Genomic DNA, 19329 nt, shown 5'->3' on the forward strand with positions numbered 1-19329 from the left:
GACTTTGCAATAGTAGTATGAGATAACCTTATATATAGTATAAAACTTTCCTGCGGCGACTGCAATCACATTTTGTGAAAAATATTACAAAACGGCGTGTTTCCTTGAGGAATAAGCCCTCATTCCCGAAGGATATAGCGGATAAACGCCAGGCTGAATTCGTAAAGCACGATGATTGGCACGGCCAGTAATGACTGCGTAACCATATCGGTCGTCGGCGTAATGATGGCTGCGACGATAAAGGACAGGACGATGACATATTTCCGGACCAGCTTCAACTGTTCCGACGAAACGAGTCCCATCTTGGCCAGGGCGATGAGCAGCAGGGGCATATTGAAAATTACTCCAAAGGGCAGGACCATGAGGAGTGCGAAATCCAGATAGCCTTCCAGGGACCACAAGGGCTGCACATCAGATGTCGTAAAAGTCATGAGGAAATGCAGGCTCTGCGGCAGGACGACGACAAAGGAAAAAGCCAGTCCGCCAAGGAATAAGAGGACCGACGCCGGCACGAACAGGACGAGGATCTTTTTTTCATGTGTCGTAAAGGCGGGCAGCAGAAAGGCCCAAAACTGATAAAACAAAATGGGCGACGCCAGTACGGCGCCGCTCCACAAGGCAATTTTCATATAAATCAGAAACGCTTCTGCCGGCCGCATGACATACAAGGTCGACGCCGGCGAAGTTACAAAGGCGACGATATCATCAATACGCCATACACTGACAGCCATGCCGATGACGACGGCAATGGCGCTTTTAATGAGACGGCTGCGCAATTCGCTCAGATGGTCGACAAAGGTCATGATTTTTGAGCAGATTCAGCAGCCGTATCTTTTTTGGGTGCCGGTTCTGCTCCGTCACCTGCCTTTTCGTCCGCTTTGGCATCCACTTTAACATCTGCCGCATTGACAGCTTCCTTGAATTCCCGCAGGCTCTTCCCCAGGGCGCTGCCGATGGTCGGCAGTTTCCCCGGTCCAAAGACGACGAGGGCGATAACTAAGATGAGCAGTAATTCCGGAGCTCCTAATCCAAACATGACAGTCCTCCTAATCAATAGAAATCAATTCATACTTATCGTTCCCCATTTTCAGGTCCCGCATCGCCTGCAGCTGATGGAGGCCATGGCGGGATTCGATGCGTTCGATTAAGTCGTGCTTATCCGACGACTTCCGGTCATAGACCAAATCGACGCTGGCCTGGTCGACGGCTAAGATATCTGTCGAAGCCAGCATCCCCAAATCGGCGATTTTCGGTTCTGCCGCAGAAACACCGGCACAGTCACAGTCGACGGACATGCGGCGCAATACGTTGAGGAATACGATATGTTTGCCAAAATAATCGACAGTAGCCTTGCCCGAATCGGCCATGAGTTCCATGAACTGGTCCTGCATCGGCATCGAGGCCCATTCCTTATTTCCCGGCGGCATCGGGCCCGTGAGATATCCATGGACCTGGCGCTTGCCGACCTGTCCGGACGCACAGCCGATGGCGATATTCTTCAGGGAACCGCCATAACCGCCCATGGCATGGCCTTTGAAATGGGTCAGGACGATCATCGAATCATAATTGACGATATGGCCGCCCATGGCGACTTCCTTCAAATGCTTGCCGCCCCGGACAGGCAGGTTGACAGACCCTTCTTCATCCATGATATCGACAGGGCAGAAATTCCAGCCATTGACTTGCAGTGTTTCCCGGTGCGAAGCCGTCGTATAGCGGTCCCCTTTATAGAGGGTATTGGTTTCTACAATCGTGCTGTTCGGGACGTGGGCCATGAAAGCTTTGACCATATCCCGCGGCAGGATGTTTGGGCCATGTTTTTCGCCGGTATGCAATTTGACGGCTACTTTGCCATAAATCCCTTCATTGATTTTATCATAAAGGGCAATCAGATGGGCCGCATCAATATGCTTGGTAAAGTAGACCCTGGCCCGTGACCCCTGGCCGTCATCCTGACCGGTGACCTTCTTGGCGCTGACTACCGGCGCCTGGGCCAAAGCCCGGGTAATCCCGGCATTATATAAAAATGCCCCGGCAGCGGCCGTCCCTACGACTTTCATAAAATCTCGTCTCGACATGTCTTTCATAACAATCATCCTCCTTACAAACTATCGCTTTTATTTTTTCGTAAGATAGCCTTCAAAGGCCCCTTGCGTCTGTAATAAGTAATTCATGCCTCCCGTCACATGCCCTACGGGAAGGAGGTTCGGTGACGGATCTTCTTTCTGACAGAAGATGACCAGGGACTGCGTCTGGGTATCAAAGGCGATATCGCCGATATCCGGCTTCATACCGGTCACGTCTTCGTTAGAAACGACGACCGGCGGCAGTCCCGGCAGGACAATCCGGTCTCCCTGGCGCTGAAGCGGTACGACCAGGGGCTGACGTTCAGAAAATTCTAAAGCCGCCGGCGTATCATATAAGCCAAGTACGGCATAGCCACCTTCAAAGGAAAGGCGCGATTCGGCAACATATGAATGAGCATCGCCGAAAATAAAAGCGTTATGTCCGGCCGCCGGCTGGCAGTTAACCTGTTTACAATGGACATAGCCCGTCAAAAAGAATAAAAAAACGGCTGTTATCAGGCCGAGTACGGCAAATCCTGCCTGTTTCCTGCTGATCATCCCCATCATCTCTTCCTCCTCGTGAAAAACATAACCTTAACTGTTTATATTGTACCGGGTAGGCTAAAAAATAGCTAATACCTATACATTTTCTCTAGCAATGCCCAAAGCGTATGTCTGGATGAAATTCTGCCTTGCATTTACTATACAACCGGGAGTAAACTCCAGGTCAAGTTATTTTTATTTACTTTTAAAAAAAGCTAGTATAAAATAAAAATATTCTGGTTATCTTTCGTTTTGAGAAGGGATTTATACTATGTATCATTCACAAGCCAAGGGCACGATACTGCTGCTCATTACGGCACTGATCTGGGGTGCGGCCTTCGTCGCCCAGAGCGTGGGCATGGACTATATCGGTCCGTTTACCTTCAGTGCCGCCCGTGATGTCATCGCCATCATCGTCCTGATTCCCGTCATCCTGCTTTTTACCGATAAAAGGGCAGACGGGACCTATCCGCCTATCCTGCAACAGTTGAAGCCGGACCGCATCACCCTCATCGGCGGTGCCTGGTGCGGCCTGGTCCTGGGCGCTGCCGACACGTTACAACAAGTCGGGATTTCGATGACGACTGCCGGAAAAGCCGGGTTCATCACGGCCTTATACATCGTCCTCGTCCCCCTCATGGGACACTTCATCGGCCGCAAAGTCCCGCGGATTATCCTGGCTTGTGTCGCCCTGGCCATCGCCGGCTTTTACCTCTTATGTATCAACGGCGACTTCCAAGTCTCTTTCGGCGATTTTCTGGTCCTCTGTTGTGCCATCTTCTTTGCCCTGCACATCCTGGTCATCGACCATTTCCTGTTAAAAAAAGCCCACAGCATCAAGCTGTCCTGGGTCCAGTTCGCCATCGCCTTTCTCTTCTCCGGTACCCTGACGGTCCTCTTCGAAAAGCCGGACTGGGGCGCGCTGTGGGCTGCCAAATGGCCCCTGCTCTATGCCGGCGGCCTGTCCAGCGGCGTCGCCTATACCCTGCAGATCGTCGGCCAAAAATATACGGAACCGACGACGGCGACGCTCATCATGAGCCTGGAATCCGTCTTTGCCGCCCTAGCCGGCTGGCTCATCCTGGGAGAAGTCATGACGGCCAAGGAACTGACAGGCTGTGCGCTCGTCTTCGCCGCCGTCATTTTAGCGCAGGTCCCCCTGCCACACATCCCGTTCCTGCGGAAGGAGTAACGGATACGGTCCGTTTAAAACCGCAAAAAAAGCTGCCTATGCCAAGGGGCATAAGCAGCCGTGAAAATCATCTATTAAATTTTATTGCTCCGTCTCCAGATGCGCTGAGCTTCGGCAGCTTTAATCAAATCTTCGCGCACGTCCGGATGGGCGATATTGATCAGGGCTTCTGCCCGCTGCCAGGTAGCCAGGCCGGACAGGTTGGCTATGCCGTATTCCGTGACCATGCACGGGGCCTGGGTCCGCGGCGTCGTGATGATATCGCCGGCCGTAAACTTCGGCAGGATGTTGGAATGACGGATTCCATTCTTATCGACCCGGCTCGACGGCATGGCCAGGAACGCTTTGCCGTGGTCCGCCGCATAAGCGCCGGTCACGAAATCCAGCTGACCGCCAGTCCCGCTTATCTGCCGTGTCCCGGCCGATTCAGAGCAGACCTGGCCGTAAAGGTCGACGGCGATACAGCTGTTGATGGAAATGAAATCGTCGAGCTGACGAATCGTTTCCGGGTTGTTGACATAATGCATCGGAGCCGACAGGACATCTTGATTGCGGTCCAAAAATTCATAGAGCTTTTTCGAGCCCATACAAATCGAGAAGACGCCTTTCCCCCGCTGGAAAGGCTTTTTATTGTTGGTAATCTTTCCCGCCTGGTACAAATCGAAATAACCGTCACTCATGAGTTCCGTATGCATCCCTAAGTCTTTCAGGTCTGAATCCGCAATGAGGATGCCCAAGGCGTTGGGCATCCCGCCGATGCCGAGCTGCAAGGTAATCCCATTATGCAGGTAAGGGAAAATTTTTTCAGCAATCTGCCGGTCGATAGCACTCGGTTCCCGGTTGGGTGCCAGACTGATGGGTTCCTGGCTTTCGACGATGGCATCGACTTGAGAGACATGGATATGGTCGCTCCCCATACCGAAGACGACAGGCATGGCCGGATTGACTTCGACGATGATGTGTTTCGCCACGTCGAGCATTTCCTGCATACATCCATTCGTCAGGCCAAAGGAAAAGTTCCCCTGCCGATCCATAGGCGCTACGGTAATCATGGCTACGTCGACCGGCGCAAAGCCCTTCGTATAATAAGAACCGCAGTCGCGGAACAGCATCGGTTCGTGGTAAGCCCGCCCGGCATCGAGGTACTTGCGGTCGATACCCGAACAATGCCAGAGATTGTACGTAAAGGTTTCATTGTCCGGATCGGCTTCCAAAATAGCCACGGGCTGACACGAAATCGCGTTGCGGACTTTAATATCCTTCAATTCAGCATGACGGCGGGCCAACGCTTTATCCAGGGCTGTCGGATAGGAACAACTCATCCCGTAATCGACCCAGTCGCCATCTTTGACGAGTTGTACTGCCTGATCAGCCGTGCAGCGTTTGGCTTCATATTCCTTGCAGATATCCATAATCGTCCCCCTCACTGCCTGACCGCTTCCATACCGGCGTCAAAGGCTTTTAAGTTGATGTCGACAAAAGCCGGTTTCACCGTCCTGGCAATGATGTGCTTCCAGTCGATATCGTGAAGGCCCAGGGCCTCGATGAGGGCCCCCAGTAAGACGATATTCGCGCTCTTGGGATTCCCCAGCTTCGTCGCGATGTCCGTCGCCTGAATGGCCATGACGGGTACATGTTTCTTCAATTCTTCAATGATTCCTTCCGGATACTGGCAGGTGCCGGAAAGGACGGGCAGGGACGGTATCTGTACCTGATTGACGACCATCTTTCCCTCTTTCTTCAGGAATCTGGCATACCGGGCCGCTTCCATTTCTTCAAAAGATACGAGGATATCGGCTGAACCTTCGCCGATAATCGGTGAATAGACCTTTTGGCCAAAGCGGACCTGTGTGCTGACGCTGCCACCACGCTGGCTCATACCGTGAACTTCGGACATCTTGACATCGTACCCGTGTTCAATCAGGCCGATGGTGAGGATTTTGCTGGCTAATATCGTACCCTGCCCGCCGACACCGACGAAGAGTACACTTTTTACATCTGACATATCATTTATCCCCCTTTCTGGAAATGGCCTGAACCGGGCAGACTTGCATACATACCGTACAGCCTACGCAATCAGACTGGGCAATACTGGATTTTTTCGTTTTACTGTCATAGCGCAGGGCCGGGCAGCCGGTGGAAAGGCATTTCTTACAGCCGATGCACGTATCCGTATCGACGACGCAAGGCGTCTTATCGAGGTTGAACTGGGCTTTGTCTTCTTTCGAGAACTTCTTAAGGACACAAGGCCATTTCGTAATGATGACCGACGGTTCCTCTTCGATGGCAAAGGCCCAATCCAAGGTTTCTTTCATCGCTTTCAGGTCCAGGGGATTGACCGTGCGGACATGCTGGATGCCCAGGGCTTTGACGACGGCTTCGACGTCGATGAGCGTAGCCGGTTCCCCTTTGATGTTATAGCCGGTCCCAGGGTTATCCTGATGACCGGTCATGCCGGTAATGCGGTTATCCAGGATGACGCAGATGGCATTAGAGCCATTATAGGCCACTTCCGTCAGGGCGTTGATGCCCGTATGGAAGAACGTCGAATCACCCATGCAGGCGACGACGCGTTTTTTCTGCTCACTGAGCTGGAGACCATAGCTGAACCCGTGGGCTACCGAAAAAGCACTGCCCATGCAGATAGCCAGATCCTTGGCATCGAGCGGCGCCGCCCCGCCCAACGCATAACAGCCGATATCGCCGACCATGACCGTATCTTTCCGTTTCCCCAATTCGTAGAAGAAGCCGCGATGAGGACACCCGGCACAAAGGGACGGCGGTCGGGGGACGAAACAGGAATCGGGGACTTCGACGCCGTGCTGCTGCTGTTTCAGGATGCCCGCCGATACGATGTTGGGGTTGAGTTCATCAATCTTGGGGATGACGTCTTTGCCGTGGCAGGCAATCCCGGCCTGACGAATCTGTTCTTCCATAAAAGGATCCAGTTCTTCGATGACGTAGAGTTCGTCGACCTTATCGGCAAAGGCTTTGATTTTCTGCATCGGCAGGGGATAGGTAAAGCCCAGTTTCAAATACGAAGCCTGATCCCCAAACACTTCCTTCGCATACATATAAGCCGCCCCGGCAGCGACGATGCCGATTTTCGTATCGTGCATCTCTACTTTATTGAAGGGACAGATTTCGGAATAACCCTTCAATTTTTCTTCCCTTTCTTCGACGACGTAGCGGCGTTTCTTGGAAATAGCCGGTACGGCATCCATCTTTTCCCGCTGTTTCTGATAGAGGACCGGCGGCACTTCCTGGCGAGCCTTTTCCTCGACGAGGCTCTTGGAATGGCAGACACGGGTCGTCATGCGTATCATGACTGGGACCTCATACGTTTCGCTGACTTTATAGGCTTCTTTCGTCATGTCGATACATTCCTGCGAATCCGACGGCTCGAACATGGCAATTTTGGCAAACTTGGCGTAATTCCGGTTATCCTGTTCATTCTGGGACGAATGCATGCCCGGATCATCGGCCGAGACGAAGGCAAAGCCGCCGTTGATGCCTAAATACGTAAAGGTGAACAGCGGATCGGCTGCGACATTGACGCCGACCATCTTCATGGCCGCAAAAGAGCGGACGCCGGACATAGAGGCACCGATAGCCGCTTCCATGGCTACTTTTTCATTGGGCGCCCATTCAGCATACATATCATCATAGGCAGCAACATTTTCCAAGATTTCCGTACTCGGGGTCCCGGGATAAGCGGAAGCAAAGGAAACACCGGCTTCATATAAGCCTCTGGCGATGGCTTCATCACCGGTCAATAACTTTTTCATAATCCATACCTCCTCCATCATTTGTCAGTTGACATCTTTCAATAATATGTATGTAATATCCATGCCAATTCATTTGATGCGATAGATAGGCTATTTTCCCCGAAAACACCCTTGACGATACACACTTTAAGTAAAATATTTTTTACTTCCTTTACATTTCTTTCTTCTTTCTTTATGATGGAGAGAGGAAATGAGGAGGAAACGAAATGGAGAATATTGCTTTTTTGATTGCTGATGACTTGATGCAGCAGTCTGTCTATACGATACTGCAAATTTATAAAGATAAACTGGAAGCCCATGATATTACGACGACAGCCACGATCATCGACTTCCCCCACCTGGTCGAACAGGCCCGGGAGCTGGTCCAACAGGGGGCCAAGGTCATCATCACCAACAGCGGCTCTCACCAGATACTGACCAAGGCCATCGACAGCGTGCCCATTCTCTGTCTTTTCAGTTCGACCAACGATGCCTTATATACCCTGCGCACGATTGCGCCGAAATACGAAAAAATCCACTTGCTGCTCAATGAAAATTTCATGTTCAATAAGGACGCCTGCCCGGAAGAGCTCCGTAAAAAAATCGTCTTTTATCCCCGTTACAGCCTGGATAAGACCCATCTGGAACTGCTGGAACGGCTCCGGCAGATTCCGGTCACGCCGGATACGGCCATCGTCGGCTGTCCCCTGCTGCCGCAGATTGCCAAATCGAGTCCCATGCCGATTTATTCCATCCGCCCCAGCGAATCGACGATGCTCTCGGTCCTGCTCTACGCCCAGGAACTCCTGGCCTTCCAAAAGAAGGACAACGAGCAGTTATCCATGATGTCGTCCATCTTATCTCATGTCACGGACGGCATCATCCTCTATTCCAAAGGCGGTGCCATTTCTCACATCAATGAACGGGCAGCGTCCTTCCTGGGGATCCCGGTGACGACGAAGAATATGCGCCATATCTTTCCAGACTGGACCGAAGGGTCGAGTCCGTCTTTCCACGAAACGATTCTCCAGCGGCCGCCGTATACGCTCATCGCCAATTCCGACTATTTCCTCATGGACAGTACGTCCCAATACATCCTGACCATCCGGGATGTCACGGAACTGCAGCGGCTGGAAAAAAATATCCGCTATAAACTCTCGAAGACCGGCCTGACGGCGACACACCATTTCGAGGACATCAAGACCGTCGACGAGGGCATGAAACACGTCATCCGCCAGGCTGAAGTCATGGCCAACTACAACGCGCCCATCCTCATCCAGGGCGAAAGCGGGACGGGGAAGGAACTCTTCGCCCAGAGCATCCACAATGCCAGCGACCGGCGTCACGGGCCTTTTGTCGCCATCAACTGTGCGGCCCTGCCGACAGACCTCCTGGAAAGCGAACTCTTCGGCTACGTCGGCGGCTCTTTTACCGGTGCCCGGAAGGAAGGCAAGGCCGGCCTTTTTGAAATGGCCCATAACGGGACGATTTTTCTCGACGAAATTAACAGCATGGCGCCGAGCCTCCAGTCGAAGCTCTTGCGCGTCCTGGAAACGAAGCAGGTCATGCGCCTCGGTTCGGACTATGTCATCCCCCTGGACATCCGCATCATCTCGGCCAGCAATGCCGACATCATCGCTGCCGTCCAGGCCGGCAAATTCCGGCGCGATTTATTTTTCCGCATCAACACCCTGCGCCTGACGCTGCCGTCTCTGAACGAACGGCCGGAAGATATCCTCTATTTATTTTCTTATTTCCTGGAAAACTTCACCCATCGCAGGCCCACGCTCAAGCCGGCATTAAAAAAAGCCCTCATCCAGCATGACTGGTGGGGCAATATCCGTGAACTGCACAGCGTCGCCTTGCGTTATTATATTTTCGGGAATACGCTGGACGATACTTACGATGCCTTATTCGATATGCCTGATGAGGAACGGAAAAAATCCCTGCTGGACACGGCTTCGCTCAGCCTGAACCTGAAAAACCTGGAAAAGACGATCCAGCAAATCCTCATCGAGGAACTGCAAGAAAAAGGCTATAGCCAGAAGGATATAGCCAAATTGCTCAACGTATCGCGGCAGACGATTTTCAACAAAATGAGGCCTTAGTCAGAAGACCGCCAGCGGCGCCGGATACGGCTGTTGGGGATGTTCAATTTTTGCCGGAACTTAGTCACCGTCCGCCGGGCTACGGAAATCTGGGCAGATGCAAAATATTCGGACAAGTCCTGGTCGGAATAGGGGTGGCTTTTATCTTCGCTTTCGACGAGGGCGGCGATTTTCCTCATGATGGCCTTATCGGATACACGGGCCCCGTCTTCTTTGTCAACGGTATAGGCAGTGGCCAAAAAAGACTGCAGCGGATAGACCTGGCCTTCAAAGAGGACATAGCGGTGGCGGCAGACGCGGCTGACCGTAGCCGTACTGAGTTTCGTTTCCTCGGCGATGTCCTTCTGCCGCAGCGGCTGTAAAGGCTTATGGGCTAAGAAATAGTCTTTCTGGTGCGTCATCAGGCAGGTCACGACTTGTTCGATGGAATGATGGCGATAGGCCAGGGCCGATGCCAAATCGTTAAAATCCCGGCGGGCCTTGCGGATATAGGCCAGGGTCTCCTTGTCGCCCTGAGCGGCATACTGGTCGTATAAGTCATCGCGGAAATAGACATCGGGGATTTCTTCGAGGGACCGCATAGCCAGCTGGCCTTTCTCATTGCGATAAATCTCTACGTCCGGCCGGATATAGACTTCTTCCTGCGCAATCTGGCCGGCCGGCTGGAGAGACAAGGTCTTGAGGAAATCGCGGATGGCCTGCAGCCCTTCTGGGGACAGGGACAGGGCAGCCTGGATTTTCTGCCATTTCCCCTGTAAAAAGTCGTCATAATGCTGCGCCAGCAGGGCTTCCGTCTTGGCCGGTACCTTGCGGCTGCGCCGGGTCTGGATGAGCAGGGCTTCGCGCAGATCCCGGGCGGCAATGCCTGGCGGGTCAAAGGACTGGACGAGTTCCAGCCCTTTTTTCATGTCTTCCAGGCTGAGATGATAGGCCGACCCCAGTGAAGCCAGGTCGCCCTGGAAAAAGCCCTTATCGTCGAGGGAGCCGATGACCAGGCCGGCGGCCAGCAGCAACGGCCGGGGCAGGGGCTGGATGCGGAGCTGGGCCATGAGCCGGGCTTCCAGGGAATCACTGCGGCTGCGGATATTGTCGATGGCCTTATCGCCCTGATTCCCGGCTGGGCGGACATCGTGATAGCGGATGTCCAACAAGGGATTGTCCGTCACTTGTTCCTGCAAAAAATCAGCCAGATCCTGGGCGTGGAGGGCCAGCATCTGAATGGTCAGGCGCTGGACCTGCAATATTTTCGCTTTCTGTTCGAGTTTCAACGATAAGTTCGACATAATGCCCCTCTTTCCGGTGCAGATTATTTCTTCACCATGGCCTCTAAGATACGATGGGCTTCGTCCGGTTCATGGTCCTTGATGATGCGGCTCACCGTATCATATCCCAAAGCCCCGATATAGGCCGCCCCAAAGGCAGCCGATGCCTGAAGGTGATGCTGACACTGGTCTTCCCGTACCGTCAGGCCTTCGACACCATTTTTCTCGAAGATGCGTACCGACTGGATCAGGAGCTGGAGACTTTCCAGCAGGCAGTCGGCGATGAGCGGTTCAAAGGCATTGAGTTCAAATTCGCCGTGAGCCGCCGCCATGGCGATAGCGCTGTCATTGGCCATGACCTTCATGGCGCACTGCATGACCATTTCCGGGATGACCGGATTGACTTTGCCCGGCATGATGGAGCTACCCTGCTGGCGGGCAGGCAGGCGGATTTCACCGATACCGCCATGAGGGCCGGAGTTCATGAGGCGCAAGTCGTTGGCGATTTTCATGAGGTTGACGGCCAATGCCTTGAGCAGGCCCGACACTTCGACGAAGACGTCGTTGTTCTGCGTGAGATCGACGGGATATTCGGCCGCCGCCAAGCCAATGCCCGTCAGCTGGCGCAGCTGTTCGATGACTTCGTAGCGGTACTGCCGCGATGCCGTATCGGACGTGCCGATAGCCGTGCCGCCGAGGTTGACCATGCGCAGCCGTTCTTCAATCTTGTACAAGCGCCAGCGGTCACGGGACAAGGCCTGGGCATAAGCGCCGAATTCTTCGCCGACCGTCATGGGGACGGCATCCATGAGTTCTGTCCGTCCCAGCTTATACGTCTTTTCATAGGCCTGCTCTTTGCGCTGGAAGGCTTCCTGCAAATCGGCACAGGCCTGGCTCAGCTCCCGCAGCCGGCGGATAGCGGCAATGCGCAGGGCCGTCGGATAGACGTCATTCGTCGACTGGCCGCGGTTGACGTCGTCCAGGGGATGGATGACGTCATATTGGCCCGGCTTTTTCCCCAATATGACCAGCGCGGCGTTGGCGATGACTTCGTTGACGTTCATGTTCGTCGATGTACCGGCGCCGCCCTGCAGGGCCTCGGTCACAAAAGCGTCATCATACTGACCGGCCAGGATGGCGTCACAGGCCGCGGCAATAGCCTGGTAAATCCCGTCTTCGCGGACGCCCAGGCGGGCGTAGGTCAGGGCAGCGGCCTTCTTGACCGTCACCATGGCATAAATGAGCGGCATAGCCGTCCGCTTGTGGCCTAAGGGGAAATTATCCAGAGCCCTGGCCGTATTGATGCCGTACATCATGCCTTCCGGCAATGCCACTTCGCCCAATACATCGCGTTCGATACGCTTTTTTTCCATCCGAATCCCCCCAAAACGGGCGCCCCCTCTACGGCGGTCCATTTCAGCAACCGTCTTGCCATTCCTTACAGTCATGACCTGACGGGCTGAAAAGGCACGTGGTCGCCCCTACAATTTCTACAAACTACAAACTACAAACTACAAACTATTTTACACCAGCGACTGCAAGTACGGGAAGACGCTGAGGCTGCGTTTCAGGATGCCCTGCATGTAGGCGATGGCGATACCGTAGTTGGTGATCGGCACCGCTTGGTCGGCAGCGCACTTCATGCGGTACTGGACTTCCCGGCCATTGAGCATACAGCCGCCGCAATGGATGACCAGGGCATAGGGCGACAGGTCATCCGGGAAATCGCGGCCGCTGGATGTCTCGATGCGGATATCCTTCTGCGTATAGTTGCGCAGCCAGCGGGGAATCTTGACCGTGCCGATGTCGTCGCATTGGCGATGGTGCGTACAGCCTTCGGCAATGAGGACCGTATCGCCATCTTGCAGCTGTTCGATAGCCGTGACGCCGCGGACGGCCGTTTCCAGCAGGCCCTTGTGCCGGGCCATGAGGATAGAAAAGGAGGTCAGGCGCACCTCTTGCGGCGTATCGGCCGATACTTTGGCAAAGACCTGGCTGTCCGTAATGACCAAGGCCGGTTTCTGGCCCAGGCAGTCCAGTGTATGGCGCAGTTCATATTCCTTGACGACGATGGCAGCGCTGTCATTATCGATGATTTCGCGGATCGTCTGCTGCTGGGGCAGGATGAGGCGCCCTTTCGGCGCGGCCGTATCGATGGGGACGACGAGGACGACGAAGTCGCCGCCCTGGATGAGGTCGCTGACGATAGGTGCTGCCGTATCGACGGGTTTCAGGCGGGCCAGCCGTTCTTTCAATTCATGGATGCCCTCTCCTTTCAGGGCGCTGACATAGATTTCATGGTCCTGTGCGATTCCTGGCTGGTCCAGCAGGTCCGCCTTATTATAGACGACGAGATAGGGCAGATTTTTATTGCGGATGAGTTCCAGGACCTGTTCATCAGCCGCCGTCCGCCCTTCAGCCGCATCGATGATGACGACGGCTATATCCGTCTTGTTGAGGACCTGTTTCGTCCGCCGCACCCGTTCTTCTCCCAGGGCGCCGACGTCATCGAAGCCCGGCGTGTCGATGATGACCACCGGCCCTAAGGGCAGGAGTTCCATGGCCTTGTAGACCGGGTCCGTCGTCGTGCCCTTCGTCGCCGACACGATGGACAGGTCCTGTCCGGTTACGGCGTTGACGACGCTCGATTTCCCGGCATTGCGACGGCCAAAGAAGCCGATGTGGACCCGTTCACCGGACGGCGTATCATTCATCCCCATAGTATCGCTCCTTTCCTAAGCCTGGAGCAGCTTTTGGGCTAACTCCCGATAAATCTGGCTGACCGGCAGGTCCGGATCGCCTTCGACGACGGTCATGCCTTTATTTTCATAATACTGGATGTCCCTGCTCCGGGGAATATCGGCGACGATGGGCAGGCCGTGTTCGTCGGCAAATTTTTTGACCAGTTCGTATTCGTCATCGACATTGCGCCGGTTAAGGATGATGCCCTTGACCTGAGCATAGCCGCGGCTCTTGAAGTTTTCAACGGCCTTGATGATATTGGCCGCTGCATAGAGGGCCATCTTTTCGCCGGACGTGACGATGAAGATTTCATCGGCATAGCCGTCGCGGATGGGCGCCGAAAAACCGCCGCAGACGACGTCGCCCAAGACGTCATACAAGACGACGTCAGGCTGGAGCTTCTGAAAGACTTCCTGTTCATCCATGAGGTCGAAGGTGGCAATGATACCCCGGCCGGCACAGCCAAGACCCGGCGTAGGGCCGCCCGTTTCGATGCAGAAGACGCCGCCGAACCCTTCCTTGCCGATATGTTCGAAGTCCGGACCCTCCGTATGTTCCCGATAGTAGTCCATGACCGGCATGACGGGATGACCGTGCAAGAGGTTCAGCGTCGAATCGGCCTTGGGGTCACAGCCGACCTGGACGACTTTCTTGCCCATCATGGCCAGGGCGGCCGACACGTTGGCGGCCGTCGTCGACTTGCCGATGCCGCCTTTCCCATAAATTGCAAATTTCCTCATAAGTCTTCCTCCTCACGTCAATTTATCTTTCATCCATGCCGAAAAGGACGGCCCGACAAAGATGGGCATATCGGCGTGATAATGCCGTCCTGAATAAGCTTCATGGGGCATGGAAATGAATTTTTCCTTCTCATCCGGCAAGAGCCGGGCATAAATCGGGTCGGCAATGACCCGGCGGGCCTTGCGGCATTCCTGCCGGATGACGTCTTCGACGCTGGCTACTTCGATTTTTTCCAGGAGCCACCGCGGCGCATCGGCAATGGGGCAGAGCGTGCGGATGTTCTCGATGCCCATTTCCTGCCGGAGCATGGCCTTCATCGACAAGAGATAGACCGGTTCGCCGATGACCAGGACGTCACAAGGCGTATCATCGTAGACGGGTTCCGTCTTCCAGGCATTGAGGTCGGCCAGGGCATACTGGGCTTTGATATACTTTTCCTGACCCGTAAAACCCGTAAGGTACGACGAATCACAAGTCCGCAGGGCTTCCAGCCAGTCGGCCGTCCCCTTTTCACCCATAGGGATGCCGACGACATAAGGGATACCGTACTTGTCGCGCATATACTGGGCCAGGTAGAAGGCCGTCGATGAGAGGACGGCATTGACGTCGGCATTGGCCGCTTCGGCCAGCGTATCCAGGGTATCGCCCATAGACCACGAACTCTGCAGGGTAAAACCGGCGTCGGTGACGATTTGCTTGAGCGTCGTCGCATTGCCGACGACAGAAAAGTCCAGCGGCGTCAGGCCCAGGAGATTGACCCGTTTCGCCGGCTTCTGCGGCTTGCGATGGGGCACTTTCAAAAAGGTCTTGGCCAGCCAGACATAGGCGCCGCCGGCACCGGGCAGGTAACTGTGGATGCCGTCGGTCCGGAAGCCCAGCGTCGGCAGTCCCGTCCGGGCCGCTACCAGGCGCTCGATGGCCTTGAAGTCCGTGCCGATGGCATTCGGCATGGGACTGCCGCCGATGGCGACGAAGCGGGGATGAGCCGCTTCTACGGCTTCGGCGATATTGTCGATGAGGCGCTGGTCATTGCCCTGGATAGTATCGATTTCATTGATGCCCGACACGTAGACCATGCTCGGCGTATCGTACCACCGCGGTTCATCATGCGTATCGTATGTCGAATTACAGCCGTCGGCATCGTGCATGACGATGAGCCCGCCTAATTCAAAGAGCGACGACGCAATGCCGAACATGTCGACGGCATACGTCGATAAGACGCGTTGTGCTTGTTTCAACCATGACACCCCCAGGCTTTTATTTGAATGATATCCCGCATCTTGGGATTTTCGGCGGCATGGGCCTGACCGATCAAATCTAAAATCTTCAGCAGTCCCGTATAGCCGTAGAAACCGCCGTTTTCAACGAGGTTGACGAAATACTTCGTATCCGTGAAATACGCGGCCATCTGGCCGATGGCCAGGACTTTCCCGTACTTCTTACTGTCATCGCGCGGCAGGAGGCGGCGCTTGAAGTGCGACGTCGAACGCAGGGACAGGTCCGGATAATGGGCCTGCAGGAACTGGAACGTTTCCTCTTCATCCGGCGACATTTCGTCAAGGTAGATAGCGTAGACGTTGAAGCCATGAGTCAAGAGAAACTTGGCCATTTCCAGCGGCCGCGGCGTCGCCGTATAGTCGATGGCGATGTGCGTGTCGCCGACTTGTTCCTTCAGAGCCTTGACTTTCTCTTCAATAGCCCGTTCATAGGCGTCGCAGTCCGGCATCGTCAGTCCTAAGGCGTCTGCCGCGGTTTGCAGGTTGCGGCGCATCCGTCCGTACTCATAGGCATAGGGCAGATACAGGGCCTGCTGATCCAGGCGTTTGCCCATATCCTGAGCCGCCGGACCGGCATTTTCCAAAAAGTAAATATTAGCCACCGATTCACCCATGGCCTTATATTCTTCATAAGTCTTACAGGCGGCGAAATCGTGGATGGCGTAACCGCCCTGGCGGAGCATGGCCGTCAATTCGTTATCTTCGTCGACGGGATAGTAATTGACGACATAGTTGACAGCCTTCTGTTTCGGCAGGGGCTGGACGGCCCGTACGAGCTGGCGCCGGCCGAGGATATCCGGCGTATAGCGCCGCTGCAGGGTCGGTATCATATAACCGTCGATGAAATCGATATCCGGGTATTTCTGGCGCAGCGTCCCGTAAACGACGCGCAGGTCGATATTGAGGAAGTGCTGCATACAGCTGGTAAAGCCTTCGATGCACTTCGGCCGTTCGGGCATATCGTCGATGATATGGGAAATGCCGTCGATCATCATTTCTTCCAGGTTGCCTTTGATCAGATTTTCATTGGTCAAGGTAACCGTAGAAAAGCGGCCGGCTCCGTCCGGGACTTCATCAGCCGACAAGACGACGCCGTGAAGGCAGCAGGCGCAGCAGACGTAGACTTCGTGGCAGCCGGGGATGAGCATGGGCGAATGGGCAATGGTCCAATGGCCCCGGGCTGGTGAAGCATATTTCAGGCCGATATGGAAAGGCTTGGGAAAAGACGCCTGGCCGATGGCGGTTTCGGCACCGTCCGGCGTGACATGATACCGCGGCACCTGAGGCGGATGAATTTCATTTTCGTAAATCATGCTCTCCCTCCTCCTTAGCAGATGCGCGGCAGCAGTTCACCGCCTGGCGGCGGCAGCAGCGTTTCCGCGCCGATTTCCGTACGCATGATGACCCGGCCCGGCTGGTCAGCTGTGACTTCGCCGATGATGGCCGCGTCTTTTGAATATTTGCCCTGGCGCAGGGTGGCGACGATATCGCCGGCAACGGCTTTAGGCGCAAAGATGACCAGGCGGCCTTCACAGGCCAGGTAGAGCGGTTCCAGGCCGAGCATGCCGCAGACGCCGCGGACGGCCGGGTCGACAGGGATGGCCTGGCTGTCCAAGTGGATGCCGACCTGGCTCTGACCGGCGATTTCATAGAGGACCGTACCGACACCGCCGCGGGTCGCATCGCGGATGACGTGGATGTCCTTGGTCGTATCCAGCATGGCTTCGACTGTCCCCCATAAGGGCGCGCAGTCGCTGGTTACATCGGCATCGATGCCGAACTGATTGCGGGCCAGGAGGATCGTACAGCCATGGCGGCCGACGTCACCGCTGACGATGACAGCATCGCCGGGCCGGGCCAGGGTCCCTGACGTATGGACGCCGTCTACGATCTGGCCGATCCCCGTCGTCGTGATGAACAGGTGGTCGACCTGGCCTTTCCCGGCCACTTTCGTATCGCCGGCGACGATGCGCACACCGGCTTCAGCTGCCGTCTTGGCCATGGCCGCCGCATATTCTTCGACTTTCGCCAGGGGGAAGCCTTCTTCGATGACGAAGGCGCACGACAGATATAAGGGCTTGGCGCCCATACAGGACAAATCGTTGACGGTCCCACAGATGCTCAGTTTGCCGATATTGCCGCCTGGGAATTCCGGCGGCGAGACGATGAAGCCGTCTGTCGTGAATGCCAGATTGGTCCCGCCTATGGGCAGGACTGCGGCGTCGTCCCCGGTGAACTGAGGATTGGAAAAATGAGCTTTAAAGACACGGTCGATGAGTTCGGCAGTCTGTTTACCGCCGGCACCGTGGGCTAAGGTAATGACATCACTCATGTAAATTGCCTCCATATAAATAATAAGCCGAGCAGGCCCCTTCGTGGGAAACCATGCAGGCCCCTACGGGATGTTCCGGCGTGCAGACCTTGCCAAAGAGCGGGCACTGCGGCGGCGTGCATTTTCCCTGCAGGATATCGCCGCAGCGGCAGGCCGGGTTGGCGCGCCCATCCATAGCGGGGACGTCGTATTTCCTGCGGGCATCGCAGGTGGCAAAGGCGGGCCGCAGCTGTTGGCCCGACTGGGGAATGACGCCTAAGCCGCGCCATTCCGAATCGCACGGTTCCATGACTTCTTTCATGAGGGCCTGGGCTGCCGGACTGCCTTCGTCCTTGACGACACGGGGATAGCAGTTCTTGAAGAAGGGCTTCCCCTGGGGGAACTTGACCAGGATGACGGCAAAGGCCGTGAGCAGTTCTTTAGCCGTAAAGCCGGCGACGACGCCGGACACGCCTTCCTTCAACATGGCTTCGCCGGCGCGGGTCCCCATGACGGCGTCGACGTGGCCGGGATAGAGAAAGACATCGGCGCTGTCCTTCATGGCTTCATAGGCCATGGGCATGGTCTTGTTGGCTGTGAGCAGAGAAAAATTCGTCACTCCATCGGTTACAGCCTGCTTAACGGCCAGGCACGACGGCGGTGTCGTCGTTTCAAAGCCGACGGACAAGAAGACGACGTCTTCTTCCGGGTGCGCCTTGGCATAATCGTAGGCATCAAGGGGCGAATAGACGATTTCCACATGGCCGCCCTGACTGCGGGCATCGGCCAGGCTCATGGTACTGCCTGGGACGCGGACGAGGTCGCCAAACGTGCAGATCGTAACACCTTTTTCCAGGGCCAGCCAGACGGCCTGGTCGATATAGCCGACAGGCGTGACGCAGACCGGGCAGCCCGGTCCGGAGATGACGTCGATCTGGGGCGGCAGTATCTGTCGGATGCCCTGGCGGAAGATTTCATGGGTGTGGGTCCCGCAGACTTCCATAATGCGGATTTTTGGCCCGTCATAACTGCGGATGATATCCAGGGCCGTCCGTTTCTTTGCTTCTGCCATCAGTCCAGGTCCTCCAGGATATCATCCGTTTCGTCGGCATCATTATCGGTAATCTTGGCGATTGCCATGCCGGCGTGGACCATGACGTAGTCGCCAGGGTCGAGTTCATCAATAAGGGCGGCCGATACTTCCCGTTTGGCACCAGAAGCATCGACGAGAGCCATCCCATTCTGTATTTTCATAACACGTGCCGGTAAACCTACACACATGATAATTCCTCCTTTATGTATAAATAGTTAATTTCGTTC

At 55.2% G+C, this 19329-nt stretch carries 18 protein-coding genes; 2 read left to right on the forward strand and 16 right to left on the reverse strand.

Annotated elements, in window-relative coordinates:
• Positions 1-119 precede the first annotated feature (119 nt).
• Genes tatC through ACE418_RS09690 form a run of 4 tightly spaced genes read right to left on the reverse strand, consistent with a single transcriptional unit; the run spans position 120 to position 2633 of the window.
• Positions 120-803, reverse strand: coding sequence for a twin-arginine translocase subunit TatC (tatC, locus tag ACE418_RS09675; RefSeq protein ID WP_416450415.1), 684 nt, complete (start codon positions 801-803; stop codon positions 120-122).
• Positions 800-1036, reverse strand: coding sequence for a twin-arginine translocase TatA/TatE family subunit (gene tatA / locus ACE418_RS09680; protein WP_416450416.1), 237 nt, complete (start codon positions 1034-1036; stop codon positions 800-802). Before tatA ends, tatC begins: the two co-directional genes overlap by 4 nt.
• Positions 1037-1046: 10 nt before the next feature.
• The gene (locus ACE418_RS09685) at positions 1047-2087 is read right to left on the reverse strand and encodes a DUF362 domain-containing protein (protein ID WP_416450417.1); all 1041 of its coding nucleotides are present in this window, start codon (positions 2085-2087) and stop codon (positions 1047-1049) included.
• Between the two features lie 30 nt (positions 2088-2117).
• Positions 2118-2633 (reverse strand): cyclophilin-like fold protein, encoded by a 516-nt coding sequence (locus ACE418_RS09690; protein WP_416450418.1) that lies wholly within the window; start codon positions 2631-2633, stop codon positions 2118-2120.
• Between the two features lie 247 nt (positions 2634-2880).
• Between ACE418_RS09690 and ACE418_RS09695 the strand changes: the two genes are divergently transcribed.
• Positions 2881-3801, forward strand: a complete 921-nt coding sequence (locus tag ACE418_RS09695) for a DMT family transporter (protein WP_416450419.1) — start codon at positions 2881-2883, stop codon at positions 3799-3801.
• 74 nt (positions 3802-3875) lie between these two features.
• Here ACE418_RS09695 and ACE418_RS09700 read toward each other — a convergent pair whose 3' ends face one another.
• Genes ACE418_RS09700 through iorA form a run of 3 tightly spaced genes read right to left on the reverse strand, consistent with a single transcriptional unit; the run spans position 3876 to position 7589 of the window.
• Positions 3876-5213, reverse strand: a complete 1338-nt coding sequence (locus ACE418_RS09700; RefSeq protein WP_416450420.1) for an acetyl-CoA hydrolase/transferase family protein — start codon at positions 5211-5213, stop codon at positions 3876-3878.
• Positions 5214-5224: 11 nt separating this feature from the next.
• Entirely contained in the window at positions 5225-5806 is a 582-nt protein-coding gene (locus ACE418_RS09705; RefSeq protein ID WP_416450421.1) for an indolepyruvate oxidoreductase subunit beta, read from the reverse strand.
• Between the two features lies 1 nt (position 5807).
• On the reverse strand, positions 5808-7589 hold the full coding sequence (gene iorA / locus ACE418_RS09710; RefSeq protein WP_416450422.1) for an indolepyruvate ferredoxin oxidoreductase subunit alpha: 1782 nt from the start codon (positions 7587-7589) through the stop codon (positions 5808-5810).
• A gap of 206 nt (positions 7590-7795) precedes the next feature.
• On the opposite strand from iorA, the gene ACE418_RS09715 reads away from it, so the two are divergent.
• The gene (locus ACE418_RS09715; RefSeq protein ID WP_416450423.1) at positions 7796-9676 is read left to right on the forward strand and encodes a sigma-54 interaction domain-containing protein; all 1881 of its coding nucleotides are present in this window, start codon (positions 7796-7798) and stop codon (positions 9674-9676) included.
• Here ACE418_RS09715 and rpoN read toward each other — a convergent pair.
• The 9 genes from rpoN to ACE418_RS09760 form a co-directional block, all read right to left on the reverse strand.
• Entirely contained in the window at positions 9673-10959 is a 1287-nt protein-coding gene (rpoN, locus tag ACE418_RS09720) for an RNA polymerase factor sigma-54 (RefSeq protein WP_416450424.1), read from the reverse strand. The two genes, ACE418_RS09715 and rpoN, sit on opposite strands and share 4 nt — an antisense overlap.
• Positions 10960-10982: 23 nt before the next feature.
• Positions 10983-12311: an aspartate ammonia-lyase gene (locus ACE418_RS09725; protein ID WP_416450425.1), complete on the reverse strand. Its 1329-nt coding sequence runs from the start codon at positions 12309-12311 to the stop codon at positions 10983-10985.
• Positions 12312-12461: 150 nt separating this feature from the next.
• The gene (gene hydF, locus ACE418_RS09730; RefSeq protein WP_416450426.1) at positions 12462-13658 is read right to left on the reverse strand and encodes a [FeFe] hydrogenase H-cluster maturation GTPase HydF; all 1197 of its coding nucleotides are present in this window, start codon (positions 13656-13658) and stop codon (positions 12462-12464) included.
• Between the two features lie 15 nt (positions 13659-13673).
• Entirely contained in the window at positions 13674-14420 is a 747-nt protein-coding gene (locus ACE418_RS09735) for a nucleotide-binding protein (protein ID WP_416450427.1), read from the reverse strand.
• Positions 14421-14432: 12 nt separating this feature from the next.
• A complete protein-coding gene (locus tag ACE418_RS09740) occupies positions 14433-15659 on the reverse strand; it encodes a nitrogenase component 1 (protein WP_416450428.1) in 1227 nt (408 codons plus the stop codon).
• Positions 15656-17011 carry a nitrogenase component 1 gene (locus ACE418_RS09745; RefSeq protein WP_416450429.1) on the reverse strand — a complete coding sequence of 452 codons (1356 nt, stop codon included), beginning with the start codon at positions 17009-17011 and terminating at the stop codon, positions 15656-15658. Before ACE418_RS09745 ends, ACE418_RS09740 begins: the two co-directional genes overlap by 4 nt.
• Before the next feature lie 14 nt (positions 17012-17025).
• On the reverse strand, positions 17026-18030 hold the full coding sequence (gene hypE / locus ACE418_RS09750) for a hydrogenase expression/formation protein HypE (RefSeq protein ID WP_416450430.1): 1005 nt from the start codon (positions 18028-18030) through the stop codon (positions 17026-17028).
• Positions 18023-19081, reverse strand: a complete 1059-nt coding sequence (gene hypD, locus ACE418_RS09755; protein ID WP_416450431.1) for a hydrogenase formation protein HypD — start codon at positions 19079-19081, stop codon at positions 18023-18025. Before hypD ends, hypE begins: the two co-directional genes overlap by 8 nt.
• Positions 19081-19290 (reverse strand): HypC/HybG/HupF family hydrogenase formation chaperone, encoded by a 210-nt coding sequence (locus ACE418_RS09760; protein ID WP_044505205.1) that lies wholly within the window; start codon positions 19288-19290, stop codon positions 19081-19083. The genes hypD and ACE418_RS09760 overlap by 1 nt, the downstream gene beginning before the upstream one ends.
• Positions 19291-19329 lie beyond the last annotated feature (39 nt).

It is taken from the genome of Megasphaera jansseni, assembly GCF_047974155.1.
Classification (GTDB): domain Bacteria; phylum Bacillota; class Negativicutes; order Veillonellales; family Megasphaeraceae; genus Megasphaera.

What these genes read in the sequence shown, in the direction of transcription:
- ACE418_RS09725 (WP_416450425.1), bottom strand. Translation starts at nt 12,311, where the DNA reads ATGGAAAAAAAGCGTATCGAACGCGATGTATTGGGCGAAGTGGCATTG.
- tatA (WP_416450416.1), bottom strand. Translation starts at nt 1,036, where the DNA reads ATGTTTGGATTAGGAGCTCCGGAATTACTGCTCATCTTAGTTATCGCC.
- ACE418_RS09695 (WP_416450419.1), top strand. Translation starts at nt 2,881, where the DNA reads ATGTATCATTCACAAGCCAAGGGCACGATACTGCTGCTCATTACGGCA.
- ACE418_RS09715 (WP_416450423.1), top strand. Translation starts at nt 7,796, where the DNA reads ATGGAGAATATTGCTTTTTTGATTGCTGATGACTTGATGCAGCAGTCT.
- hypD (WP_416450431.1), bottom strand. Translation starts at nt 19,081, where the DNA reads ATGGCAGAAGCAAAGAAACGGACGGCCCTGGATATCATCCGCAGTTAT.
- rpoN (WP_416450424.1), bottom strand. Translation starts at nt 10,959, where the DNA reads ATGTCGAACTTATCGTTGAAACTCGAACAGAAAGCGAAAATATTGCAG.
- tatC (WP_416450415.1), bottom strand. Translation starts at nt 803, where the DNA reads ATGACCTTTGTCGACCATCTGAGCGAATTGCGCAGCCGTCTCATTAAA.
- ACE418_RS09745 (WP_416450429.1), bottom strand. Translation starts at nt 17,011, where the DNA reads ATGATTTACGAAAATGAAATTCATCCGCCTCAGGTGCCGCGGTATCAT.
- ACE418_RS09685 (WP_416450417.1), bottom strand. Translation starts at nt 2,087, where the DNA reads ATGAAAGACATGTCGAGACGAGATTTTATGAAAGTCGTAGGGACGGCC.
- hypE (WP_416450430.1), bottom strand. Translation starts at nt 18,030, where the DNA reads ATGAGTGATGTCATTACCTTAGCCCACGGTGCCGGCGGTAAACAGACT.
- ACE418_RS09735 (WP_416450427.1), bottom strand. Translation starts at nt 14,420, where the DNA reads ATGAGGAAATTTGCAATTTATGGGAAAGGCGGCATCGGCAAGTCGACG.
- hydF (WP_416450426.1), bottom strand. Translation starts at nt 13,658, where the DNA reads ATGGGGATGAATGATACGCCGTCCGGTGAACGGGTCCACATCGGCTTC.
- ACE418_RS09705 (WP_416450421.1), bottom strand. Translation starts at nt 5,806, where the DNA reads ATGTCAGATGTAAAAAGTGTACTCTTCGTCGGTGTCGGCGGGCAGGGT.
- ACE418_RS09700 (WP_416450420.1), bottom strand. Translation starts at nt 5,213, where the DNA reads ATGGATATCTGCAAGGAATATGAAGCCAAACGCTGCACGGCTGATCAG.
- ACE418_RS09760 (WP_044505205.1), bottom strand. Translation starts at nt 19,290, where the DNA reads ATGTGTGTAGGTTTACCGGCACGTGTTATGAAAATACAGAATGGGATG.
- iorA (WP_416450422.1), bottom strand. Translation starts at nt 7,589, where the DNA reads ATGAAAAAGTTATTGACCGGTGATGAAGCCATCGCCAGAGGCTTATAT.
- ACE418_RS09690 (WP_416450418.1), bottom strand. Translation starts at nt 2,633, where the DNA reads ATGATGGGGATGATCAGCAGGAAACAGGCAGGATTTGCCGTACTCGGC.